Annotated in this window: 21 protein-coding genes, 1 tRNA gene and 2 pseudogenes; 11 read left to right on the top strand and 13 right to left on the bottom strand. The window is 60.9% G+C overall.

The window, feature by feature from the left end; genetic code table 11:
* The first annotated feature begins 307 nt into the window (after positions 1 to 307).
* A tRNA-Gly gene (locus tag KQH55_RS11240) sits at positions 308 to 382 on the top strand.
* 305 nt (positions 383 to 687) lie between these two features.
* Here KQH55_RS11240 and KQH55_RS11245 read toward each other — a convergent pair.
* Positions 688 to 942, bottom strand: a complete 255-nt coding sequence (locus KQH55_RS11245; protein WP_076796065.1) for a hypothetical protein — start codon at positions 940 to 942, stop codon at positions 688 to 690.
* Between the two features lie 310 nt (positions 943 to 1,252).
* Here KQH55_RS11245 and trmB point away from each other — a divergent pair, with 310 nt between their 5' ends.
* On the top strand, positions 1,253 to 2,041 hold the full coding sequence (trmB, locus tag KQH55_RS11250) for a tRNA (guanosine(46)-N7)-methyltransferase TrmB (RefSeq protein ID WP_076787733.1): 789 nt from the start codon (positions 1,253 to 1,255) through the stop codon (positions 2,039 to 2,041).
* Positions 2,042 to 2,051: 10 nt separating this feature from the next.
* Here the strand turns inward: trmB and KQH55_RS11255 are convergent, their stop codons facing one another.
* The 5 genes and pseudogenes from KQH55_RS11255 to KQH55_RS11275 all read right to left on the bottom strand — a co-directional run bounded on the left by KQH55_RS11255 (position 2,052) and on the right by KQH55_RS11275 (position 4,638).
* Positions 2,052 to 2,897 carry an undecaprenyl-diphosphate phosphatase gene (locus KQH55_RS11255; RefSeq protein ID WP_235090968.1) on the bottom strand — a complete coding sequence of 282 codons (846 nt, stop codon included), beginning with the start codon at positions 2,895 to 2,897 and terminating at the stop codon, positions 2,052 to 2,054.
* A 53-nt stretch (positions 2,898 to 2,950) separates the two neighbouring features.
* Positions 2,951 to 3,553, bottom strand: coding sequence for a DUF1439 domain-containing protein (locus tag KQH55_RS11260; RefSeq protein ID WP_076797258.1), 603 nt, complete (start codon positions 3,551 to 3,553; stop codon positions 2,951 to 2,953).
* A 66-nt stretch (positions 3,554 to 3,619) separates the two neighbouring features.
* Positions 3,620 to 4,047 (bottom strand): annotated as a pseudogene (locus tag KQH55_RS11265) (YeeE/YedE family protein); the annotation flags it as partial.
* Positions 4,044 to 4,256 (bottom strand): annotated as a pseudogene (locus KQH55_RS11270) (ArsR/SmtB family transcription factor); the annotation flags it as partial. The pseudogenes KQH55_RS11270 and KQH55_RS11265, both read right to left, overlap by 4 nt.
* 121 nt (positions 4,257 to 4,377) lie before the next feature.
* Positions 4,378 to 4,638, bottom strand: a complete 261-nt coding sequence (locus tag KQH55_RS11275) for a YkgJ family cysteine cluster protein (RefSeq protein ID WP_076796069.1) — start codon at positions 4,636 to 4,638, stop codon at positions 4,378 to 4,380.
* Between the two features lie 188 nt (positions 4,639 to 4,826).
* Here KQH55_RS11275 and KQH55_RS11280 point away from each other — a divergent pair, with 188 nt between their 5' ends.
* Positions 4,827 to 5,480, top strand: coding sequence for a protein-L-isoaspartate O-methyltransferase (locus KQH55_RS11280; RefSeq protein WP_076796072.1), 654 nt, complete (start codon positions 4,827 to 4,829; stop codon positions 5,478 to 5,480).
* 3 nt (positions 5,481 to 5,483) lie between these two features.
* Positions 5,484 to 5,807: a rhodanese-like domain-containing protein gene (locus KQH55_RS11285; RefSeq protein ID WP_076786212.1), complete on the top strand. Its 324-nt coding sequence runs from the start codon at positions 5,484 to 5,486 to the stop codon at positions 5,805 to 5,807.
* 113 nt (positions 5,808 to 5,920) lie between these two features.
* Here KQH55_RS11285 and KQH55_RS11290 read toward each other — a convergent pair whose 3' ends face one another.
* Positions 5,921 to 6,991, bottom strand: a complete 1,071-nt coding sequence (locus tag KQH55_RS11290; RefSeq protein WP_139337391.1) for a hypothetical protein — start codon at positions 6,989 to 6,991, stop codon at positions 5,921 to 5,923.
* 499 nt (positions 6,992 to 7,490) lie between these two features.
* Here KQH55_RS11290 and KQH55_RS16540 point away from each other — a divergent pair, with 499 nt between their 5' ends.
* Positions 7,491 to 7,616, top strand: a complete 126-nt coding sequence (locus KQH55_RS16540; protein WP_139337392.1) for an urease accessory protein UreG — start codon at positions 7,491 to 7,493, stop codon at positions 7,614 to 7,616.
* A 31-nt stretch (positions 7,617 to 7,647) separates the two neighbouring features.
* Here KQH55_RS16540 and waaA read toward each other — a convergent pair whose 3' ends face one another.
* The 4 genes from waaA to KQH55_RS11310 form a co-directional block, all read right to left on the bottom strand.
* Positions 7,648 to 8,985: a lipid IV(A) 3-deoxy-D-manno-octulosonic acid transferase gene (gene waaA, locus KQH55_RS11295; protein WP_076796080.1), complete on the bottom strand. Its 1,338-nt coding sequence runs from the start codon at positions 8,983 to 8,985 to the stop codon at positions 7,648 to 7,650.
* A gap of 18 nt (positions 8,986 to 9,003) precedes the next feature.
* Positions 9,004 to 9,888 carry a Kdo hydroxylase family protein gene (locus KQH55_RS11300; protein ID WP_076796082.1) on the bottom strand — a complete coding sequence of 295 codons (885 nt, stop codon included), beginning with the start codon at positions 9,886 to 9,888 and terminating at the stop codon, positions 9,004 to 9,006.
* A 12-nt stretch (positions 9,889 to 9,900) separates the two neighbouring features.
* A complete protein-coding gene (gene waaC / locus KQH55_RS11305; RefSeq protein ID WP_076797259.1) occupies positions 9,901 to 10,899 on the bottom strand; it encodes a lipopolysaccharide heptosyltransferase I in 999 nt (332 codons plus the stop codon).
* 209 nt (positions 10,900 to 11,108) lie between these two features.
* The gene (locus tag KQH55_RS11310; RefSeq protein ID WP_076796085.1) at positions 11,109 to 12,491 is read right to left on the bottom strand and encodes a phosphomannomutase/phosphoglucomutase; all 1,383 of its coding nucleotides are present in this window, start codon (positions 12,489 to 12,491) and stop codon (positions 11,109 to 11,111) included.
* A gap of 235 nt (positions 12,492 to 12,726) precedes the next feature.
* On the opposite strand from KQH55_RS11310, the gene KQH55_RS11315 reads away from it, so the two are divergent.
* From KQH55_RS11315 to KQH55_RS11340, 6 genes are all read left to right on the top strand, one after another.
* Positions 12,727 to 13,983 carry an oligosaccharide flippase family protein gene (locus tag KQH55_RS11315; protein WP_076786207.1) on the top strand — a complete coding sequence of 419 codons (1,257 nt, stop codon included), beginning with the start codon at positions 12,727 to 12,729 and terminating at the stop codon, positions 13,981 to 13,983.
* Complete coding sequence (locus KQH55_RS11320; protein WP_076786206.1) at positions 13,980 to 14,804, top strand: glycosyltransferase; 825 nt, start codon at positions 13,980 to 13,982, stop codon at positions 14,802 to 14,804. The genes KQH55_RS11315 and KQH55_RS11320 overlap by 4 nt, the downstream gene beginning before the upstream one ends.
* A gap of 8 nt (positions 14,805 to 14,812) precedes the next feature.
* Complete coding sequence (gene galE, locus KQH55_RS11325; RefSeq protein WP_076786205.1) at positions 14,813 to 15,835, top strand: UDP-glucose 4-epimerase GalE; 1,023 nt, start codon at positions 14,813 to 14,815, stop codon at positions 15,833 to 15,835.
* Between the two features lie 24 nt (positions 15,836 to 15,859).
* Entirely contained in the window at positions 15,860 to 16,960 is a 1,101-nt protein-coding gene (locus KQH55_RS11330) for a glycosyltransferase (RefSeq protein ID WP_076786204.1), read from the top strand.
* A gap of 171 nt (positions 16,961 to 17,131) precedes the next feature.
* Complete coding sequence (locus KQH55_RS11335) at positions 17,132 to 17,512, top strand: hypothetical protein (RefSeq protein WP_235091013.1); 381 nt, start codon at positions 17,132 to 17,134, stop codon at positions 17,510 to 17,512.
* Positions 17,513 to 17,883: 371 nt separating this feature from the next.
* A complete protein-coding gene (locus tag KQH55_RS11340) occupies positions 17,884 to 19,098 on the top strand; it encodes an O-antigen ligase (RefSeq protein WP_235090970.1) in 1,215 nt (404 codons plus the stop codon).
* A 563-nt stretch (positions 19,099 to 19,661) separates the two neighbouring features.
* Here KQH55_RS11340 and KQH55_RS11345 read toward each other — a convergent pair.
* Both KQH55_RS11345 and KQH55_RS11350 read right to left on the bottom strand, forming a co-directional pair.
* Positions 19,662 to 21,554: a nucleoside-diphosphate sugar epimerase/dehydratase gene (locus KQH55_RS11345; protein WP_235090972.1), complete on the bottom strand. Its 1,893-nt coding sequence runs from the start codon at positions 21,552 to 21,554 to the stop codon at positions 19,662 to 19,664.
* Positions 21,541 to 22,593, bottom strand: coding sequence for a glycosyltransferase family 4 protein (locus KQH55_RS11350; protein ID WP_235090974.1), 1,053 nt, complete (start codon positions 22,591 to 22,593; stop codon positions 21,541 to 21,543). Before KQH55_RS11350 ends, KQH55_RS11345 begins: the two co-directional genes overlap by 14 nt.
* Between the last annotated feature and the right edge of the window lie 5 nt (positions 22,594 to 22,598).

The raw sequence follows: 22,598 nt of genomic DNA on the forward strand, positions 1-22,598 counted from the left end.
AGCTCTTGCAGGCCGTCGGCCTTGTAGCGCCCAATCTGCCGCCAAAACGTGCGCTCAACGCCCAACCGCCGCGCCGCTTCCGCTGCGTGAGCCGCTTGTCCTGCCGGTCGCTGTAGACTGCTTCGCATCTCATTTTCTGGGTTTCCTGTCACCAACGTGCCCGGCTGATAAGTGGAAGTGGCTCCATACCATAGCCATGAAAGCGGACACATGACGTGCTGGGGACTTGAATAATTCATGTGCTCACGACACCGCTACAACGCTTTGCTCCCCAAGCCGAAAGAAACACTGTAGAATGATGCGCTTCGCGGGCGTCGTATAATGGCTATTACCCCAGCTTCCCAAGCTGGAGACGTGGGTTCGATTCCCATCGCCCGCTCCAGTATGGTTCAACCCTTGCCACATAAGACTCTCGGGGTTCTCTAACAGTCGCCGTACTGACAACCTGCTACTCACACCTGAACTTGAATTTGGGCTCGGAGCGTTCCATCGTGCCGGTCAAAACACCCAGGTTGCTCCGAGACAAGAAGTTCGGCGTCTACTCTCCCACTACAAGATCCCCTGATTTGATCTTTTTCTACACACGCTTGGAATGCCGTTTCGGAATGGAAAAGGTCGCCAGGCACGCATCATCCATCCGTTCCATCAAAGCTTTGAACTCTTCTTTAAGTTCATCTGTAGGCTCTGCTACACTGATTCGAGACGCCTGACGGTATAGAGGGCCAGTGGTAATGAAGTCGCTGCGCGGTGGTTGCTGCTCGCGCACCGCCGCCACGTCGAGCAACTCGTGGACGGACGCAATGGGTAATCGTGCTCGACGAACACATGCTCGAGTGCTTTGCACGACACGAGCCGCATGACCTTATCCAGCGCGCCGCAAACCGATTGCAGCATGGTGAATGCCAGCGGGTTCATTCGTGCACCATCGACTTGTGCCTGCATGGATCAAGGTTGTCGGCCAGCGTTGCCACCCTAACCGCGCGCCAAAACGCCAGGCGCACGCATCACGCCCGCCGGTGTCACGGACAAATAGAATTGTCCGGTTGACGGGATAGCCAAACCAAGCCACAATCTCCGCTCTTCGTGGAAGTTGTACTTCCGCCGGAATGCCCGGGACCATGCGTTCATGCCGCATCGCCCACTCGAAGACACTGAAAGCCGTTCAATATACGAACGGCTTTTTGCTTATCAGCCGCATGCCGACCCGACAACGCACGTGCCGCGCTGGACGGCCTGCCGCAAACGCTGCACGATGACTCACGACCCTTCCGATCGCCACAACGACGCGGCCGCGCACAAGCGTGCCGAGAATGAAGCCCAGGAGAACAGCAGCCACGGCGCGACACCCGCCAACGCTGCCCCCCCGCCGCTGCGCCGCATCCGCAGCTTCGTGACTCGAGCGGGACGTTTATCCAACGCCCAGCGACGGGCGCTGGATGAACTGGGCCCGCGATTCAAGCTGCCCTATACCGGCGCGCCGCTCGACTGGGAGGCAACCTTTGGTCGCGATGCGCCGCGCGTGCTCGAGATCGGCTTTGGCATGGGCACGACAACCGCTGATATCGCCGTACAACGGCCAGGCGACGACTTTCTCGGCATCGAGGTTCACGAGCCGGGCGTAGGGGCACTGCTGAAGCTGATCGGGGAAAGGCAACTGGACAATATCCGCGTGATTCAGCACGACGCGGTCGAGGTCATCGAGCATATGTTGGCCGAGGACAGCGTGGATGGCGTACACATCTTCTTCCCCGACCCGTGGCATAAGGCGCGCCACCACAAGCGTCGGCTCATCCAGCCACCGTTCGTCAAGCTGCTTGCATCGCGGCTGCGCACCGGCGGCTACTTGCATCTGGCGACGGACTGGCAGAACTATGCGGAGCAGATGCTCGACGTACTGCGCGCGGAATCGGCTCTCGCCAATGCGTCGGACGAGGCGAGCGGCTATGCACCGCGCCCCGATTATCGTCCGATGACAAAATTCGAGCGCCGCGGGCTTCGACTTGGCCACGGCGTATGGGATCTGCTGTTCACGAAGCGTTGAACACCTCGGGTCAGTGGTTGAACGTGACACCCGCCAGATAGCTAGCGACCAGCACCAGCAGTCCAAAGCCAATCCGGTACCACGCAAACACAGTGAAATCATGTGTCGCGATGTAGCGCAACAGCCAGCGCACGCACGCGAATGCGCTGACGAACGCAGTCACGAAACCGACCGTGAACGGGCCAATATCCGATACGCTCAGTGCGTCACGCGCCTTGACCAGTTCATACACGGTGGCGCCGAAAATCAACGGGATGGCGAGGAAAAACGAGAACTCAGTCGCAACACGTCGCTCTAGGCCGGTGAGGAGTCCTCCCACGATCGTCGCCCCCGAGCGTGACGTGCCGGGGATCAGTGCGAAGCATTGCGCGAGCCCGACTTTCAGAGCATCGACAACGGTCAGTTCATCGATCGACTGCACACGGGCAACATACACGGCGCCGCCATCGCGACGGCGATGCGCCGCCTCCACCCACAGCAGGATGATGCCGCCGACGATCAGCGCAATCGCCACCGGCACCGGCGAAAACAGCAGCGCCTTGATAGGCTTCTCGAACAGCAGTCCCATCACGACTGCGGGAAGACAGGCAACGATCACATTGAGCGCGAAACGCCGGGCTGGCGGCTCGGTGGCCAGGCCCCGCACCACTTGGCCAATACGCTCGCGATATTCCCAGCATACCGCAAGGATGGCGCCGAACTGGATCGCAACATCGAAGACCTTGCTGCCGTCGCCAGTAAAATCAATCAATTCACCGACAAGGATCAAATGTCCTGTACTGGATACAGGAAGGAATTCCGTCAAGCCTTCCACCAGGCCAAGCACCAGCGCCTTGAGCAACAGCAGCAGATCCATCCCATCGTCCTTTGAAGAAACAACCTGAGCCGGGGCGGCAGCGCGCGACGCCGCTACTTCTCGACGATCTGCACGCGTATGCCATCTGAAAGAATTGTAATTGTACCGGGTTCATATTGCTGTCCGGCAAATCGCAATTGTTCAGACTTGAACGTGTGGACTGGGTAGTCAGCCAGCAACTGAGCCACGGCAATCGATGCGGCAGCATGGATCTGTTGCGCGTACGGCGCCGCGTCGCCGCCGACGTCGACCCGCTCAATACTCGGGTTGCGCAGCACGACCGAGCGGCTAGGCGCATCGTACGCCAGTTCGCTGGACAAGCTCACGACACTGTCCACTGGACGCCCTAGCAACGGACTGGCCAAGTGCGCGTCGACCGTAACCACGACGCGGTTGACATCTGCGCGCAACGCGACAACAGGATTGGCCAGCGCCAGGTCCAGCAATGGGCCAACGCTGCGCTGATACGGAAACTTGCGTTCGATCGCACGCTGCACCTGCCGCTGCGAGAACGTGTAATGATCCGGCACGAACGGGAAAATTCCGGCGTGCGCGACACCGGGCGCCACGGCCATCGTCACCACCACGCCAAGCCCCGCGATCAACGACAGCGCGACCGCTGCCCGCACTAATGTGCGGACCACCGTTTCAATCATGCAATGCTCCTCTTTTGGCTCGCACGCAGCAGGCCGGCGAAACAGGCCGTCACGGCCACCATACCAACCTCCGAACAGGTGCCGCTGCACGAAGACGGGTAGCACGCCGGTCACCGTCCACGTCACAGTGGCGGTCAGCGAGCAGACCGAGCCGCGCGAAAGGCTGCACACGCCGTGGCCACTGGTGCAGCCGCCGGCGTAGCGGCTACCGACGCCGACCCGGAAGCCGGCGGCCAGGACCTCGCCCCCGCCCGATTCGATATCAACGACCACCGGCTTGCCGAACAGGGTCGCGATGACCGGTGCGCCGGCCAACCCCGCCAGGAACATGAACCGCCAGCCCACGTCATTGCGCGGCAGGCTCAGCAACCCGCCCAAGATGCCACTAATTCTGACAATGCGGCCGTCGGACACCACCCGCACGGCATCCGCGGCGCCGATGAGCAATCCGCCAGCGAGCAACCCCTCGGCGTGAAATTGGCGATGTCAATCAGCCTGTCGGCTCCTGGCTGGCATGGGCGCAAAACTGCTCATACAACACCGCCATGATCGCGAGTGCACTCGGACTCGGGCTCGGGCTCGCCACCGAATAGACAATGTTTTTGCCTTCGCGGCGGGTCGCCACCAGCTCATTGTCCCGCAGCACGCCCAGCTGCTGCGAAAGTGTCGGCTACCGGATGCCCAACTCCGCTTGCAGCGCGCCGCCCCCCTTGCGGCAACCAGCACGTCAGCCTATACCGTTGACACGCGTTTTGCACACGCCGCCGAACGCCCCGCTACGACTCTAACACCGCATTCACCGACATGCCGGCGCAACACCTTCATTACGTCGAGGGGACGGTCAGTTGCTCGAGCTGCGTCAGCCAATGCAGCGCATGGGCGCGGGAGCGTCCGCACATTTCCTCAGACGCCTGCAGGCCGCTGCAGCACCGCGGCCTGTCAGGCGCACCAAAAATCCGGCAACGCATGTCCGCATCCAGTTGAACACACGCCACGCCCGCGGGCTTACCGCCCGGCATGCCGGGAATCGAACCGGAAATGGAAGGCGCGATGCAACAGGCACCGCAGTTGGGACGACAGTTCATGAGATCCGGCAATGGACGATCGGCGATGCCGCCGGCGCGCTGGAGCGGTACCGCACGCGCGGCCTACAGCACCAATTTGCCACAGAGACCGGCAAAACCAAGCCTGCGACGGGGGAAACGGCAACGCCATCAGAGGGTCGAGTATAATTACAACGCTTATCTTCGTCGATTCGAACCGTCAAGACACCATGAACATCGAGCAAGCACGCTTTAACATGATCGAACAGCAAATCCGCCCATGGGAGGTGCTGGACCAGGACGTGTTAAACCTGCTGGCGATCGTCAAGCGCGAGCATTTCGTACCTGCTGCTTATCGCAACATTGCGTTCGCCGATCTTGAGGTGCCGCTGCCGGCGGGCCAGCACATGCTGTTGCCGAAGATCGAGGCGCGAGTGCTGCAGGAACTGGCCGTGAAAAAGCACGAAGTGGTGCTGGAGATCGGTGCCGGCTCCGGCTACATGGCGGCGCTGCTCGCGCATCGCGCGCGCTCGGTGCTGACATTGGACATTGTCCCGGAGCTGGCGGAGTTGGCCCGGGCCAACCTGGCGGCAAACGGCGTGACCCATGCACAAGTCGAAACCGGCGACGGCTCACGCGGCTGGCCCACACAAGGGCCGTATGACGTCATCTGCGTATCGGGCGGGCTGCCGATGCTGCCGCAAGAAATGCTGGAGCAATTGAAGATCGGCGGCCGGCTCGCGGCATTCGTCGGCGTGGCACCGGTCATGCGCGCCCAGATCATCACCCGTGTCGATGACAAGCAATACCGGATCGCCGACATCTTCGAGACGTTCGTCACGCCCCTCACCAACGCGGTCGAGCCGCCTCAATTCAAGTTCTAAACAATGCAGAACCTCACTGCCTCCGATCTCGCCGCCTGGCTTGCCGACTCGTCTCGGGCCGCACCCGTGTTGCTCGACGTGCGCGAGCCCTGGGAGGTATCGACAGCCCGGCTCGACGGTATCGTGCATATCCCGATGAAGGACATTCCGGCGCGCAGCGAAGAACTCGATGACGACGCGCAGATTGTCTGCATCTGTCATCACGGCGCCCGCAGCGCGAGCGTGGGCATGTTCCTCGAGGCGCGCGGCTTCAAGCACATCTATAACCTGCAAGGCGGTATCGATGCGTGGTCGCGGCAAGTCGATCCGTCGGTGCCGACTTATTGAACTACCCTCGCATCGACAATCGTACGTGGTGGTCGGCCATGTCGGAGAAAAGGCCGATCAAGTCGAGCATCCTCAATCATCGTCCGGCGCGATGACAAATTGCAGGGGCTAGGCTATTTTGGAACGCCCCAACCGTTCACGGCGAAAAGGTACCGGCGTACGCGCGGATCGATGTCCACGACGGTATCGACTTCGCGCTGGGGAGGGCGAGTGATGATGTTCGCGGCCGCCTCCGTTGCATGATGACTTTGTCCGACAATTTTTTCATTTAGTGCACCTACATATCGGTCATACTGGTCCCTGAACGGTGCCCACTTTCCACCATCGGCCACGTCTTTTTCAAATGCCTCGACGTCTTTCTTCCATCTGTCGACCGCAGCGGAACCGCCGTTTGTCACACAAACCTTTTTATAAGCTGCACATAGAACAACGAAAAGAGGCAGTGTTGGGTCATTTTTTTCTTCCGCCCATTTTGCCGTGCGCACCAGCCCTGGGATAGCTGCCTGTACGTCTTCAACGTCCTTTAGTTCTTTCGGCGGCGTGCTAAGCAACTGACGGTATTGAAGATCCATCTGCTTGCGTAGTTCGGCGTATGAGAGGGGCAGGGGGTCAGATTTAGAGCGAGTTAGCCGGGGCAGGCGTTTTCGCAATGAGGCCATTGAATTCGAACGCTCCAATTTCTTCCATACGCCCGCAGTCCAATTCTGCATTCGCGTCGCATTAGTCTTGTCGCTGTTTGACAATGAATTCTTGCTGTCTTCTACTTCGGTAGCCGAATCATTGCTTCCCACCCGCCCAAGCTGCGCCGAAGTAGCAGAATGCGACGTCCATGTTACCGTTGAGCCCGCATTCTTAATCGATGACGAGGTGGCACGGGTGCTACGAAGCGCTGGTTTCACGTTAAAGCTCGATGCCGCTAGTCTGCCTCGCTTAATCTGTACCCCATCTTCGTTATTATCCTCATGTTTTAAGAGTACAGTATAATTGTTCATCCTTGGGGTTTCTGGTCTAGTAAGGCATAGTTGTCCTAGCATCGCCAGACCATTCAGCTTACCGCTAGCGGCGGGTGTGCTGGCATCGATGCTCGGTTTCTTCAGCTTACAATCTTTGCCGCTTTTTCTTGTTTTTTTGACGAAGGATAAAAAGGGGGTGAAACAACCGGTCATCTTTAAATCGGCTGTCATAAAGGCCTCCTTGGCACACCACGCCACCACGTTGTATAACTTCCGTCGAGCGTTGGAAGAAATCCGCATGCAGCGAACTGGCTTGCACTATCACACCATACTTCCACTACACGGAATTGGTGAGAGTAAGACGAATCCTTAACATAACGAGCGCAGCCAGCAGATATTGGGACGCGCACCTATTTCATATCCGCCATATTCGAGAGCATTTTTGCCAACGCTTTTTCAGTAATACTCATTCGCATGACCGGCATGCTGCGATAAGACTCCATTGCCCATCGCATGACAGCATAGCAACGTGAACGAGCACCATTACAATATCAACAATTAAGGATCATTAAGCGTCATTTTGACGAGGCGACAGGCTGCCTGCTTTGATGAACATTGCGTAGAACGCAAGTGCGTATCGGACCATCACCCGTCATTAAAATGTACAGCTGACGCTGCGCCAGCAAGGGAACACGCCGAGGATTTGAGTGCCCTGCCGGCCCGTGCCACCATGAAGTCTGGCTTACTAACCATCGATAAGGCGGATCTCGCGCCGATGGCTAGCGCATCGCTCGACGCGATGATACTGAACATCCGCAACATTCACGATGACAAGCCATCCGTGATAGCGAATTGAACGAGCAAAGCAGACTGAACGAGGTGCCCCTTTATCGGGAAGAACGGCCTGTTCGCGGCTTAACGGGCGGCAACAGCGCCTCCAGCGCATCGATCGTGCGACGGGTTGCGCCACGGTGACGGGCCGCGAACGCGGCCCCGGCGGCGCCCATCGTCACACGGCGCGCGCGATCGGTCAGCAATGTGCGCACGGCCTGCGCCAACGCGGCCGGATCCTGCACCCGCAGTGCAGCACCGGCCGCGATCGCGTCGGCGCTCGCCTGGGCAAAATTGAACGTATGTGGGCCGATCACGACCGGCACGCCGACGGCGCAGGCCTCGATCAGGTTCTGGCCACCGAGCGGCAGCAAGCTTCCGCCGATGAAGGCCACGTCCGCCGCCGCGTAATAAGCGCGCATCTCGCCCAGCGAATCGCCGAGCAGCACTTGTACGTCAGCCGGCAGCGGCGCGATAGCGGCCACCTCGTGTGAGCCGCTCGCCGCCGATGCACCGGCCCACTGCGAACGGCGCGCCAGCTTGAGTCCGGCGCGCTCGACCAGCGCCGCGACCTCGGCAAAGCGCTGCGGATGGCGAGGCACCAGCACCAGCAGCACATCGGCGACGCCGAGCCGGCGGTATGCGTCCAACACGAGCGCCTCCTCGCCGTCGCGCGTGCTGCCCGCCACCCACACCGGCCGCGAGCCGATCGCCGCATGCCAGGCGCGGCCGCGCTCAGCCAACTCCGCCGGGGCCGCCATATCGAACTTCAGGTTGCCGAGCACCGCGACATCACGGGCGCCAAGCGCGCTCAGGCGCTGCGCGTCGGCCGGGCTCTGCGCCAGCACGCGCGTAAAGCCGCCGAATACTTGCCGCACCGCCGCGCCAAAACGCGACGCGCGCCGGTATGAGCGCTCCGACATGCGCGCGTTGGTGAGCACCAGCGGCACGCCCGCATGGCGGCACTCGTCGATCAGCGTCGGCCACGCCTCGGTTTCCATCACGATGCCCAACGTGGGACGCCATGCGCGCAGAAACCGCCGTACCGGGCCGGGCATGTCATAGGGCAGATAGCAGCGCAACACGCGCGAGCCGAATAGCTGCTCGCCGGTCGCCCGTCCGCTCGGCGTCATGTGCGTGAGCAGCACCCGCGCGTCGGGACGCTCGTCGAGCAACGCCTGCACTAGCGGTTGGGCGGCACGCGTTTCGCCGAGCGACACGGCATGGATCCAAACCAGCGGGGCATTGTCGTGCGCCGCGCGGCCTGCCGCATGGCCGAACCGCTCGCCAATGTGCTCGATGTAGCCACGCTCGCGCCGTGAGCGCACCACCAGGCGCACAACGGCCAACGGTGCGACGAGGTACCAGAGCACACGATACAGAATCCTTAGCATCGATCGTCGGCCCACCGGTCAGACAAGCGCGTGGCCCGCGAGGCGCTCCAGAATGCCTAGCGGCGCGCGCTGCGGCTGCACCATTGAGCGCACCGGCAGGAAAAAGGTCTGCTCGAGCATGAATTGGCCGGACATCACGGCATGCGACGCCTGGTCCGAAAAGCAGACCCAGACGCTGCCCGGCGGAAACGGCATCGTCTGCTGCGGCGCGTTGCGCTGGTAATCCAGGTCGGCCTTCATCGCGTCATGCAGGTGCAACATCAGATGGTCGTACTCGCTGCGCCGCGTCTTGGTCACGTGGAGCAGCTTCAATAGCCATGCGGCGCCGGGCACCGGTTTAGGCAGTTGAGGCAGAAACCGGCGCGCCACCTCCTCGAACGGCTCGCCGACCCGCCACACGCGCGGCTCGCCGTGTGGGTTGACGTTCGTGAACACGCGCAGGATTCGCTCGCCGCCGTTCGGCCGCGACGGAAATGCGTCCACGTGCAGCCGACTGTCGTCCTTGCGCCATGACGTCTTGCGCGCTTCGACGCGATGCAAGCGCAGGCTGGTGGGCGCAACGCGAAGCTGACCCGTATATTCCGGGAACAGTCCATCGACCAGCTCGCGTGCCTTAAGCTGGTAGCGCGACACCAGCGCACGCACGGCCGACTGCGTGACCGCATCGCCCGACACGCCGTGCAATGCGCCGTCGTTGGGCGCCAGGCTGATGTTCTTGCGCTTCGGATCGGCGATTGCCGGATCCAGCAGCCCTGGTTCGCCCCCTTCAATTGCAAAGCGCAAGCGAGGGAAATACAGCACTTTGCCGGACTCTACCGCGGCCAGCAATGTCTCGCGCGGCACCGACAGGTGTTGCCCGTGCCAATCGGCGGTCTGGACCTCGATGATTTGTGATTCGCTCATAGGAAAATATCGCTACAGCAATCCGAAGCGGGCCAGCGCACGCTTGACGTCGGCCAGGCTCGGCGAGGCGCCCACCGTTCCCAGGTTGACGATGGCAGGCGACCAATAGCCGCCGGTGCGCCACGCCGTCGCAAAATTGTACAACTCGACCGTCGGGCGCTTGAGCGCTGCGGCGATATGGACCAGACCGGTATCGACGCCGACGGTCGCCGCCGCGCCATCGATGAGCCCCGTCACCGCCGGCAGCGACAAGCGCGGCGGCACGAGCGCGGCGGCACCGAACGGCTGCGCGAGCCGTTCGCTGGTCGCACGCTCGGCTTCATTGCCCCACGGCAACACGATCGACGCGCCGCGGCGGATGAGCGCCTGGCCCAGCTCGATCCAGCGACTCTGAGGCCATTGCTTATCGTCACGCGAGGTCGCGTGCACAAACACCACGTACGGCACCGGCAGGTTCAGCCCCGTACGCGCCAGTTCGAGCGCCGCGCGGCGCCGGTCAATGCCGAAGTCGATATCCGGTGCATCGGCTCGCGGCGGCGGATCACCGAGTGCGCGCGCGACCAGCTGCCGGGAGCGCTCGACCACGTGCGTGCGCGGCTCGATCGGCACACACGTGCGGTAGAACCAGCGTACCGGCCACTCATAGCCGGCTCCGTCGGTGCGATTGCCCAGCCCGACGACGTGGCCGCGCGCCCAGCTCGCGACCCATGCGCTCTTGACCAAACCCTGGCAATCGATCACCACGTCGTACTGCTCGGCGGCCAAGGTGCGCCTGAATTGCCGCACTTCGCGCCACGTCGCTGCCGACAGCGGCCGCTTGCGCCAGCGGCGCAGACAGAACGGGATGGCGCGACGCACGCCTTGAACGAGCTCGACAAGCTCGACGAAATTCTCCTCGACCAGCCAGTCAATGATTGCATCGGGATGGCGCCGCCGGATGTCGGCGACCACCGGCATGTTGTGAACGATGTCGCCCAGCGACGATAGCCGAACGATTAGGATTTTTTGCACGCGGATCAATACGCTACGGGAACCACACCAGCCATATCGCCGGCGAAAGAGGATCGCCGGCGGGCTCTCGACCGCCGGGCGAAAAGTAGCGAATTGTAGCGCGGATAGACACAGCTATCGCGTCGGACCCGAACATCGTCGGTAGGCTGGCCCCACGCGGCGCCGATAGACGGGTCGCGCGACCCGACGGCCGCGGTGTGCCGGACCGCCTAGAATGGGAGTTTTGCGTCCGGCTTCTGCGCGAGGATCACGCGCCTAAAGTCCTCCTGGATCCGCTTGAGCGCGACATCATTGTCAGCCTCGAAGCGCATCACGACCACAGGCGTGGTATTAGATGAGCGTGCGAGCCCAAAGCCGTCCGAATACTCCACGCGCAAGCCGTCAATCGTGATCACGTCGTCGGCGCCGTCGAACGTCGCATGCTTTTGCAGTTGGCCAATCAGCTCGAAGTTCTCGCCCTCGTTGAGTTTGAGCTGCAATTCGGGCGTCGAGATCGAGTTCGGCAAGCTATTGAGCAACTGACTCGGGTCAGCCACGCGCGACAGAATTTCCAGCAGCCGTGCACCAGTATAGAGACCGTCGTCGAAACCGTACCAGCGGTCCTTGAAAAATACGTGTCCGCTCATCTCGCCGGCAAGCGGCGCGCCGGTTTCGCGCAGCTTCGCCTTCACCAGCGAGTGGCCGGTCTTCCACATCACTGGCTCGCCGCCCTGCTCGCGTACCCACTTGGCCAGATTGCGTGTGCACTTCACGTCATAGATAATCTGCCCGCCCGGGTTGCGCGACAGCACCTCTTGCGCAAACAACATCAATTGCCGGTCCGGATAGATGATCTGGCCGTCCCTGGTCACGACGCCGAGCCGATCGCCGTCACCGTCGAACGCAAAGCCGATCTCCGCGTCAGTCTCCTTCAGCGCACGAATCACATCCTGCAAGTTTTCGGGATGAGCCGGGTCCGGATGGTGGTTCGGGAAATGGCCGTCCACGTCGCAGAACAGCTCGACCAGTTCGCATCCGAGTGCCTTGAACAGCCTCGGCGCAAGTGATCCCGCCACGCCATTGCCTGCATCGACGACGATCTTCAGCGGCCGAGCCGGCTTGATGTCGGACACGATCCGCTCGACGTAGGCATCGCGCACGTCATGTTCGCTGTAGCTGCCGGCACCCGTGGCGAAATTGCTGTCGACGATGCGCTTATACAATGCCTGAATCTGCTCGCCGTAGATCGCGGCGCCGCGCAACACCATCTTGAAGCCGTTGTAGTCCGGTGGATTATGGCTGCCCGTGACAACGATGCACGAATCCACCTGCCGCCCCGCGAGCGGCACGCTGGCCGCAAAATAGCCGAGTGGCGTCGGCACCAGGCCAATATCGATCACGTCCACGCCCGCCGCGCGCAGGCCATCGGCCAGCGCGGCGGACAATTGCGGGCCCGACAAGCGCCCGTCGTGACCGATCACCACCGCATCGCCACCTTGCGCACGCACTTCGCTGCCGAACGCGCGGCCGATCTGCCGTGCCACATCGGCATCGAGCGTCTTGCCAATGACACCGCGAATGTCGTAAGCCTTGAAAATCGATTGAGAAATCATGAGTGAGTGCCTGTTGGAAACGAAAATTCGAGGGGCCGCCAAAGCGTGGCGCAACAAACCTACGCCGTCTGTTCGCAGTGCCGCTCACGGGTCGCCGGTTCGGGACCGGATCCAATCTATAATTGCAGCTTACTCAGACCCCTTTGTCTGGTCATTTTAACGTGGTTAAAGGCCATGATCGCCGAAATGGCCGTCCATACCACGTCAGGACGCGTACTTTTCGCCCCGCCGGCGCATGCTAAACCGAATCAAGAACAATCCGGATGTCGTCCGTGCGGTCGCTAACCTCTGTTGGCTTGGCCTGGAGCGGCTCACACAAATTGGGGCCGCGATCCTAATCAGCGGCCTACTCGCCCGCTACTTCGGTGCGGAGTTGTTCGGCAAGTGGCAGTATGCCAACACGCTACTGCTCGTGCTGGCGCCGCTGACCTGGGTATGCGGCGCGGAGATCCTAGTCCCCATGATCGTGCACGACGGCGAGCAGCGCCTGGGCACGATCCTCGGCAGCGCGTTCGCGCTGCGCTTTGCAATATCGGCACTCGCGCTCGCGCTGACGTGGGCCGGCATCGCTGCTGGGCTGACTGAGCCGACCGTCGGCGCGATACTGGCCGCGCTAGCCGTGACGCTGCTGTTCCGCGAGCCACTCATCGGCGTGATCAATTCGTGGCTGCAAAGCATCACCTATGCCAAACCACAGTTGATCACGAGCACCGTCACCGCGCTAGCCAAAGCCGGCGGCGTCTGGCTGCTGGTGCACGCCGCCACGTCGGCGGCCAGCTTTGCATGGCTGTGGGCGATGGAGGCGGCGATCGTCGCCGCCGTGCTGCTCGTCTATTACCGCGCGCGCCACGGACGTTTGGATTGGCGTGTGGAGCGCACGTTGCTGCACACGTTCGGCCGCGCCGGAACGGTTTTCTGGCTCGGACTCGTCTGCATGTACTTGTTCCTGAAGCTGGACCGGCTGGTGCTGGAGCGCTACGTGTCATTTGCCGACCTGGGCCGCTATGCAGCCGCACAGCAATTGAACGAGAACTGGATCGCGCTCGCGCTGATGCTTGCGCAAACGCTTGCACCGGCGTTCGTCTATCGTGTCGCCGACGTATCGCAGCTGCGACGCAATATGGGGCAGCTGCTGTGGATGGCAGCAGCGCTGATGAGCGCCGGCGCGCTGCTGCTGGATCTAACGGCGGACCTGGTCGTGCGGATCGTGTTCGGACCTGGTTTCGACGGCGCTGCACAAATCCTGCGCGTGGCGGTCTGGCTGTCGGTGCCGGCCGGCATCGAGGCGATCAGCAATCTGGTCGTGCTCAAATACCAGGCCAAATTCGTCTTGCTAGCCAAATGGGTGTTGGCACTGGTCGTCGCGCTCGCGCTGGACTTCGTATTGATCCCGGCATTCGGTGCACGCGGCGCGCTAGGCGGCTTGGCCGCAGGCTACATCACAGCGGCTGCGGTGAATTTCTACTATATCCGGCTCAAGCTCAAGCCATGAACGATGTTGATCACGACGCGCTCGCGAGCGTGAGCGTGCTGATCCCCGCCTACAATTGTCAGGCCGACCTGGAGCGCACGCTTCGCTCATTTAAAGAGCCAGCGCCGGTGCACGTGCTGATCGTCGACGACGGCAGCACGCCGCCGATCACCGCGCCCGCTATCGATGGCCTGTCGGTCGAAATCCTACGCCTGGCGCGCAATGGTGGGATCGAACGCGCGCTGGCCGCTGGCATCGATACGCTGGCGGCACGCTCGGTGCGCTACGCGGCCCGTATCGACGCTGGCGATCTTGCCTGTGCACGCCGGCTGGCGAAGCAAGCCGCCTATTTGGATGCGCATCCGCGCGTGGCCGCGGTCGGCATGTGGGCACAGGTCGCCACGCGCAACGGCGCGCCGCTGTTTACGTTGGCCCCGCCAAGCAAGCCGGCCGACATACGGCGGCAACGCTTTGCGCGCACCGCATTGATCCATCCGGCAATGATGTTGCGCGTGGACGCGGTCCGGCAGGCCGGCAACTATCGCGCGGCGTACCGCGCGGCCGAGGATTTGGACCTGTTCCTACGGTTGATGCGCACGCATGACTGCGCGAACCTGCCCGAAGTCGGGTTGGTTTACGAACTGAACGAAGGCAGCATCAGTGCTACAAAGCGACGCACGCAGATCGTCTCGACGCTGCGACTGCAGCTTGCCTACTTTGAGGCGTTCAATCCCTATTGGTGGCTCGGTCTAGGCAAGCACCTGCTGCATTGCGTAACGCCGTACCCGGTGTTGCAATCCATCAAGCGCGCACTGTTCCGTGCGCGTGCCCGTCAAACATGAGGACAACGATGACGAATCAAGGCACGATCCTGGTCACCGGCGGTGCGGGCTTTATCGGCTCGCATACCTGCGTGGCGTTGCTCAACGCGGGCTACGATGTCGTGGTAATCGACAATCTGGTCAACAGCAAAGTCGACGCGGTGCGCCGCGTCGAGCAGATCACCGGCAAGACGATCCAGTTCCACCAAGCCGACTCGCGCGATGACCGCGCGCTTCGGCAAGTGTTCGAACACCGCCCGATCCGCGCCGCGATTCACTTTGCCGCGCTCAAGGCAGTAGGTGAATCAGTGCAAAAACCGATGGAGTACTATGCGAACAACCTGGACAGCCTGCTGGCGCTGCTGCGCGTGATGAATGAGCATGATGTCAAGCACATCGTATTCAGTTCGTCCGCCACCGTGTACGGCGTCCCACAAAGCGTGCCGATCGACGAGTCATTCCCGTTGTCCGCGACTAACCCTTACGGCCAAACGAAGCTAATGGCCGAGCAAATCCTGCGCGACCTGGCGCACGCCGATGCTGGCTGGAAGGTCGCCATGCTGCGCTATTTCAATCCGGTGGGCGCACACGAGAGCGGGCTGATCGGCGAAGACCCGAATGGCATCCCGAACAACCTGATGCCATTCGTTGCGCAGGTGGCCGTGGGCAAGCTGCCGCGTCTGCGAGTCTTCGGTGGAGACTATGACACGCCGGACGGCACCGGCGTGCGCGATTACATTCATGTCGTCGACCTCGCGCGCGGACACCTTGCCGCACTTGATACACTGTTCGCGCAGAGCCGCAGCTTTACCGTGAACTTGGGCACCGGCAAGGGCTACAGCGTGCTGGACGTGGTGCGTGCCTTCGAGCAGGTCAGCGGTCGCAAAGTCCCGTACGAAATTGTCGCGCGCCGTCCCGGCGACGTCGCGTCCTGCTACGCGGATCCGACGGCGGCCGAGCGGGTCATCGGCTGGCGTGCCGAGCATGGCATCGAAAGGATGTGCGCGGATCATTGGCGCTGGCAGGTCAACAATCCGAACGGCTACGCCTAAGCCCTGCGAGGAGATGCGGCACCCATGCTCAGCTTCGCCATTGCCTTCTTGATTTCGCTGCTGGTCACGCTCGCCATCGTCCGTTACGCGAACACGCACCAGCGCCTGTCGACCGATACCGATCTGGGGGGCGTACAAAAATTCCATGTTCGGCCCGTGCCGCGCATCGGTGGCATTGGCATCCTGCTCGGGCTGGTGGGCGGCGCCATGCAGTTGCGCGGCGCGTATCCATCGGTAGCCGATGGCATTTTGCTGCTGGCCGCCTGCGGCTTGCCCGCGTTCGCCTCCGGGCTGATCGAGGACTTGACCAGGCGCGTGAGTCCCTTTACGCGGCTCGTCGCGACGATGGTCGCCGCGGCACTCGCGTATTGGCTGCTCGACGCGGCCATTACCCGTATCAGCGTGCCATGGCTGGATTTCGCGCTCGCGTATCCGTGGGTATCGGCGGTGATCTCGGTGCTCGCGGTCGCCGGGTTGGCCAATGCGATCAATATTATCGACGGCTTCAACGGACTCGCGTCGATGGTCGGCTTCATGATGTTCGCCTCACTCGCGTATGTCGCATTCCAAGTCCATGACCCGATCGTGCTGTCTGGCTCGCTGGTCATGATGGGGGCAATCATTGGCTTCTTTTTGTGGAACTTTCCGGCCGGACTGATCTTTCTGGGAGACGGCGGTGCGTATTTCATCGGCTTCATGCTGGCGGAGTTGGCCATTCTGCTCGTGATGCGCAACCGCGACGTTTCCGCTTGGTATCCGCTGCTGCTGTTCATGTATCCGATCTTCGAGGTCTGTTTTTCAATCTACCGTAAGCGATTCGTGCGCGGCATGTCACCTGGCATTCCAGACGGCGTGCATTTGCATATGCTCGTCTACAAGCGACTGATGCGCTGGGTGGTCGGCGCACGCACCGCACGAGAGCTAACCCGGCGCAATTCGCTGACCTCGCCATACCTGTGGTTGCTCTGCCTGATCGCCGTGATCCCGGCAACGTTGTTCTGGCGGCACACCGTCCACCTGTTCTGTTTTGTCGTGCTGTTCGTGGCAACTTATGTGTGGCTGTACGTGAGCATCGTGCGCTTCAAGGCCCCCCGCTGGCTCGTGTTCCGCAAGCGTCCGCGTTGATTTGTGGCGGGGTGGCGGCCGCCATTGCCAGCCAGCGGCCAACGGCCTCGATCAACGCCGCCCGGTTCGGCGTGGTCAGCGTCGTACCGCGGTCACGCTCCCGTCGCGCGGCACTGCGCTCTTCGTGGCAACGGCGCGCGCCCGTCGCCGACGATCGACACGGCACGGCATATGGCCGCTGGTCAGCGCCAAGCACATCGACCTCCCTCCATTGCGGCTACGGCGGAGCCGACGTACACGGGCGACGGCACAGGCGATACGGACATCACGGAGCCAGCGCATGGCGAAGCATCGCACGCCGATTCAGCTGCGCCCTGCCAAGTCCGTGCCGATGGCTCACTGATGACGCGCGCGTTGATCAATTTGCTGAGCAACACGGTCAAGTACAGCCTCACACATCCACGCGTCGAGTACCGGGTCCACGTCGATCCGTACTCGTTATACCGTATAACGACATGGCGGCTACATCAGCGTGAACAGGGGCCCGAGCCGACGGGGCGGGCTTCGAGCAAGCAGACACGCCGTGTGCTGGCGCGGCCACCATCGACGTGATCCTCAGCGCGCATGCCTTCTCGGCGCCGATCAACGGCGTGCATTTGCGCGTCGAATTGCCGGCGCAATACTGTGGCGTCACTCAACAATAGCGTCTGCCGCGCCTGGCGTGCAGCGCGGCCCGCGCCAGGTTGCAAACGATTTGACACATATATCGGGAAATAATCCGAGGGTTGGCCAAGATTGCCGATCGGTGCAGGGGGCGACAGCTATAATGAGCGCCGGCGCGCAAAGTGCCGGGGCATGCTTCACTGAGGGTGCCATCGCCAGTGCGCTGTGCCGAAGAACCACCCACAGCCTCCGTATCAATGTACCCAAACCGTTTTGTCACAGGGATCGCCGCAGCCGCTATTATTCTTTCACCAACGTTGATGCTGTCGATGAAAGGAGGAACAGGCTACTGTTTCTTTGTCGTTCTCGCGCTGGCACTGGCCCATCTGGCCGTGGCGGACAATCGCCGCCGCGCGCTGGCAGTGCTGCGCACGCATCGGCTCTATGCCATCGGCATGTCCACCTTGCCGGTGGTCATTGCTTTCCAGGTGCTGGTGCTGCGCGAAGGTCGGCTCGCCGCGCTCGATCCGATGTTGCGGCTCGTGCTCGTTATCCCGAGCTTCCTTTTCCTTGCGTCGTTGCCGTCGCACTGGCTGCGCCAGGTCAAATGGGGGTTCGTGGCCGGCGCGCTGCTCACCGGTATGTGGGTGCTATACGTACAGGTTAATCCCGGCGCGTGGCATGACCCCAGGCGCCTTGGCAATCCTTTCACGAACCCGATTCCGTTTGGCAACACGGCGCTGCTGCTCGGATTCCTCGCGCTCGCGTCAATAGAGCGGGGTAAACATGTGGGTGGCGTGGAATTGGCCCTCAAGATCCTGGCACTGCTGGCAGGCTGCCTGGCGTCGTACCTTTCCGGCTCGCGTGGTGGGTGGATTGCGCTGCCGTGGTTGATCTGGACGACCGTGAGCGGGCGGCACTGGGTATCGTCGACACGCGCGCGTATCGTGCTCAGCGCCGTGCTGATTGGCTGTTTAGCGGGGGCCAGCACGACGTCGATGGTACGTGAACGGATCGACGCGATCGGCACCGACCTGCATAAATTCGAGCAGGGTGAAGTGATGACTTCGACGGGGCAACGGCTCGAGCTGTGGCGAGCTTCGCTGCAGCTGTTCGCCGAGCATCCGGTGCTCGGTGTCGGCAAGGGCCGTCTGGAACCCGCGCTAATCGCGCTGGCCGATCGCGGCAAGATGCCACGCATCATTGCCAACGAACATGCGCATAATGAATTCTTCTCGATGCTGGCGGAAGTAGGAGCGGCCGGTACGATATCGCTGATCCTACTCTACGCCGGGACGTTTCGATCGTTCTGGAGCGAGCGAAAGCACGACGACACGACGATTTCCACCGCCGCCTATCTCGGACTGTCCTTAGTTGGCAGCACGATCATTTTCGGGTTGACGATCGACATGCTGCCGATCGTGATGAACGCAGCGTTCTTTGCATTGACGTCGGCCACCCTGCTAGCGACGATCGCTAGTCGGAAGAGAGAATTGGCCAGGCAAGTGACGACGAGCGAGAGGCTAGTACTATAGCGATAGTCAGTGTTACGTAGGAGCAGCTCAAGATACTGAGCCAAGTAGGCGCGTTGGCGTAGTCGGACGGACAAGCCTTATAATCGCGCACTTTTGAACTGACCGTCCAACATACAACCTACATCCTACGTGCACCAGGTATGCACCTCCCGGGCCTTTTTCCTTATCGGGCAACAACTTGGGGATGGGTAGGTCGCAGTGGTAGTGCCCTGCTACACGAGGTCGCAGCGATCGACGCCGTTGTACGCGACTTCGGCACGCGTTGCCGCAAGCCGAAATTTACGTATTTGGCAACGATTCAAGTAACGGTGCCGAGCAGCGCGCCCGGTTAACCGGCGCATAAATACGCTCGGTGCAGTATCGAGGCAAGGGTAATGTAATCCATCGCATATTCGCTGGCATCGATTTGGACGCCCAGGACGATAAGGGAAACTGGCGATGCGGACAGACGAATTTGCATCCGGTACCAAACCGGAATTGGGACGGCGCGCTAATGTACCAATGGTGCAATGTATTGTTGCACAAGCAACGTTAAACCCACCGCTAATGGACCACGTCCAGGGTCACGCTATGCTAGAGACTTCACTGGTTGAGGAGGGTGGTAGGCTACTCAACTGGGCGCGCAGCATCGGGCGATATTCGGGTACCCAGCGGCGCAAATCCTGACGCACCTCGTCATCGGACGGCACACGATGTTGCATCAGCCACGGCAGTAACGCATCCAGCAAATTCGCCTGCACCTCACGCGCCTTGGCAATACGCAGCTTTGGGTGGGGCGTGCGAATCGTCGTTTCCTCATCGGCCAGCAGCTCCTCATAAAGTTTTTCCCCGGGCCGCAAACCTGTGAAAACAATCTTGATCTGCTCTTCACTGAAGCCATACAAACGAATCAGGTCACGCGCCAAGTCGGCGATACGTACCGGCTGGCCCATGTCAAGCAGGAAGATCTCCCCGCCTTGACCCATGCTCGACGCTTGCAACACCAATTGCGACGCTTCGGGAATCGTCATGAAAAAGCGGGTAATGCCCGGATGCGTGACAGTCACCGGTCCGCCACGCGCGATCTGTTCCTGAAACTTCGGTATCACGCTGCCCGTGCTGCCCAGCACGTTGCCAAAGCGCACTGTCTCAAGCTTGGTTACATGCGTGCTCTGCTGCAATACCTGGCAGACCATTTCCGCCATCCGCTTGCTAGCCCCCATTACGTTGGTTGGATTAACGGCTTTGTCGGTTGATATCAGCACGAAACGGCACACCTTGTGCCGGATCGCGGCACTGGCAACGCGATACGTGCCGAGCACGTTATTGCGTATTGCTTGCCATGCGTTAAGCTGCTCCATCAGCGGAACATGCTTGTATGCAGCGGCGTGAAAAACGATATGAGGCGCGTACCTGGCCATAACCTGATCTAACAGCAAAGAATCTTTGGCGTCGCCGATTACCGGTTTGATCGACACGTCTGGGTAATGGTCGTGCAACTCTTCGCTGAGTCGGTATATCGCGTATTCGGACAAGTCAAAAGCAATCAGTTGAGCGGGACCGAAGCGCAGGATCTGCCGACACAATTCTGACCCAATTGATCCGCCAGCCCCAGTCACCATCACCACTTGGCCCTTCAATAACGCTTCAACATGTGCGGTATCGATCGACACCGGATCGCGTCCCAGCAGGTCTTCCAAATCAATTTGGCGGACTCTGGACAGCGGCGACTGACCTTGAGTCAGTGCAGTCAGTTTTGGCAAAACAAAGGCTTGGACTCCTGCCCTCACGCACGCGGTCGCGATACGTCGATGCACGTCGACCGACGCAGACGGAATGGCAATGATAACGTGCCCAACCTTCAGTTCAGTGGCAAACCGCTTCAGTTCGGATAGAGGTCCAAGCACTGGATAGCCGTAAAGCTCCCGCCCGTGCTTCACAGGATCATCATCCAGCAAGCCAACCAGCCGCCACTCTCCCGACCGTTTTAGCTCACGGACAATACTTGTTGCCGCATTGCCAGCTCCCAATACGAAAACTGGTTTGCCTTGACCGACCAGCCCACCGTATAGATAAAATTCCTTTGTTGCACGATAGATCGCACGAGCGCCGCCCATTCCCAGAAAAAGCAACATCGGCGAGACAGCCAACACAGATCGGGGAATGATAGGAATCGGCTGGATCATCACGGACGCAATCATCACCAGCACGGCGCCGAAACAGATCGCTTTGGCGATCCGCACAAGATCCGGCAAGCTCGCGAACACCCACATGCCGCGATATAGGCCAAGCAGTCGAAACATGGCGCCATACAGTGGCAGCACCCAAACCAGTGCATGCAACGCGCCGGTGCGGAAATCGTCCGGAACCGCTCCATTAAACCGAATGATGTAGGCGCATGCCCAGGCCAGCGCAACCGAGCATAAATCAAATGCAAAAGCACTGGTCGAAAGCCATGAGGCTTTAAGTTTGATCATTGGCGTCAAGACCTTTAGGAAAAGTAGACCTGGCTACATAGCTGCGCCAACGCCGGTCAACCCAATAACCCATCGCCACGAGCACCAGCACCCAGCTGAACACTGCCATCCACTGATAGAGTGGGGTAAACCGCAAAGCGACAATGGCAAGCATTATGCCAGCCACTATCACCCAATACCAAATTAGCGCCGTAGTCGCATGTCCCAACCCCGAACGCACCATCCGTTGATAGTAATGCTCTCTGTGGGCGTGCCAAAATCGCTCGCCACGCCACAACCGCTTCAGCAGCGTCACAGAAGCATCGCCAATGAAGGGTGCGAATGTCAGCGCCGGAAACCACACAGGCCAGACTCCGCCTCTCCATCCCCAATAGCCCAGCGCTCCAGCAAGAAACCCCAGCGGGATCGATCCGGCATCGCCAAGGAAGACCCGGGCCGGATGGAAATTGAAAAGCAGAAAACCGGCTGCAGCACCGGAGATCACTGCACTCGCGACAGCAAGTTGCACGTCCGGATGGTTGACGGAAAGCGCTGCGTATGCATAGCCGCCAAATCCAAATAACGCCATACCTCCCGCTAGACCATCTGCACCGTCCATAAAGTTGTAGAGATTGATTAGCCACAACAGCAAGAATGCGATGAGCGCCAGCTCCCACCAGGGGACAGGCGTCCGATAGGCAAGCACTAACGACACCACCGCAACCAGATGACCAGTAAAACGCATCCGAGCAGGTAAGCCGCGCCGGTCATCAATCTGTGACAGCGCCGCCAGCAAACCGGCCGCTGCGGCCGGCATCCACAGCTCTGGTGCGCTCACCCAGATAAGTACCACCACGACAGGAACGATACCCCATCCCCCGACGCGTGGCGTTGGCCGTATATGTAGCGAGCGGTCGTTCGGCACGTCTGTGGCAAGACGCCACGCAAGGCCGGTTTGGAGCAGGTAAGCCAAGATGGCAGTAACAGCGACCAGCCCGGCCACGGCGAGCAGCACACACGCCTCTAAAGGGGGGAGATTCAAAACTTGCACAGGAGACATTCGTT

Source organism: Mycetohabitans sp. B3, assembly GCF_021498065.1.
In the GTDB taxonomy this organism is placed as follows: Bacteria; Pseudomonadota; Gammaproteobacteria; order Burkholderiales; family Burkholderiaceae; genus Mycetohabitans.

Coding starts and splice junctions, on each gene's coding strand:
- KQH55_RS11245 (WP_076796065.1), bottom strand. CDS start 942: ATGCAGGCACAAGTCGATGGTGCACGAATGAACCCGCTGGCATTCACC.
- trmB (WP_076787733.1), top strand. CDS start 1,253: ATGACTCACGACCCTTCCGATCGCCACAACGACGCGGCCGCGCACAAG.
- KQH55_RS11255 (WP_235090968.1), bottom strand. CDS start 2,897: ATGGATCTGCTGCTGTTGCTCAAGGCGCTGGTGCTTGGCCTGGTGGAA.
- KQH55_RS11260 (WP_076797258.1), bottom strand. CDS start 3,553: ATGATTGAAACGGTGGTCCGCACATTAGTGCGGGCAGCGGTCGCGCTG.
- KQH55_RS11275 (WP_076796069.1), bottom strand. CDS start 4,638: ATGAACTGTCGTCCCAACTGCGGTGCCTGTTGCATCGCGCCTTCCATT.
- KQH55_RS11280 (WP_076796072.1), top strand. CDS start 4,827: ATGAACATCGAGCAAGCACGCTTTAACATGATCGAACAGCAAATCCGC.
- KQH55_RS11285 (WP_076786212.1), top strand. CDS start 5,484: ATGCAGAACCTCACTGCCTCCGATCTCGCCGCCTGGCTTGCCGACTCG.
- KQH55_RS11290 (WP_139337391.1), bottom strand. CDS start 6,991: ATGACAGCCGATTTAAAGATGACCGGTTGTTTCACCCCCTTTTTATCC.
- KQH55_RS16540 (WP_139337392.1), top strand. CDS start 7,491: ATGAAGTCTGGCTTACTAACCATCGATAAGGCGGATCTCGCGCCGATG.
- waaA (WP_076796080.1), bottom strand. CDS start 8,985: ATGCTAAGGATTCTGTATCGTGTGCTCTGGTACCTCGTCGCACCGTTG.
- KQH55_RS11300 (WP_076796082.1), bottom strand. CDS start 9,888: ATGAGCGAATCACAAATCATCGAGGTCCAGACCGCCGATTGGCACGGG.
- KQH55_RS11310 (WP_076796085.1), bottom strand. CDS start 12,491: ATGATTTCTCAATCGATTTTCAAGGCTTACGACATTCGCGGTGTCATT.
- KQH55_RS11315 (WP_076786207.1), top strand. CDS start 12,727: ATGCTAAACCGAATCAAGAACAATCCGGATGTCGTCCGTGCGGTCGCT.
- KQH55_RS11320 (WP_076786206.1), top strand. CDS start 13,980: ATGAACGATGTTGATCACGACGCGCTCGCGAGCGTGAGCGTGCTGATC.
- galE (WP_076786205.1), top strand. CDS start 14,813: ATGACGAATCAAGGCACGATCCTGGTCACCGGCGGTGCGGGCTTTATC.
- KQH55_RS11330 (WP_076786204.1), top strand. CDS start 15,860: ATGCTCAGCTTCGCCATTGCCTTCTTGATTTCGCTGCTGGTCACGCTC.
- KQH55_RS11335 (WP_235091013.1), top strand. CDS start 17,132: ATGGCCGCTGGTCAGCGCCAAGCACATCGACCTCCCTCCATTGCGGCT.
- KQH55_RS11340 (WP_235090970.1), top strand. CDS start 17,884: ATGCTGTCGATGAAAGGAGGAACAGGCTACTGTTTCTTTGTCGTTCTC.
- KQH55_RS11345 (WP_235090972.1), bottom strand. CDS start 21,554: ATGATCAAACTTAAAGCCTCATGGCTTTCGACCAGTGCTTTTGCATTT.
- KQH55_RS11350 (WP_235090974.1), bottom strand. CDS start 22,593: ATGTCTCCTGTGCAAGTTTTGAATCTCCCCCCTTTAGAGGCGTGTGTG.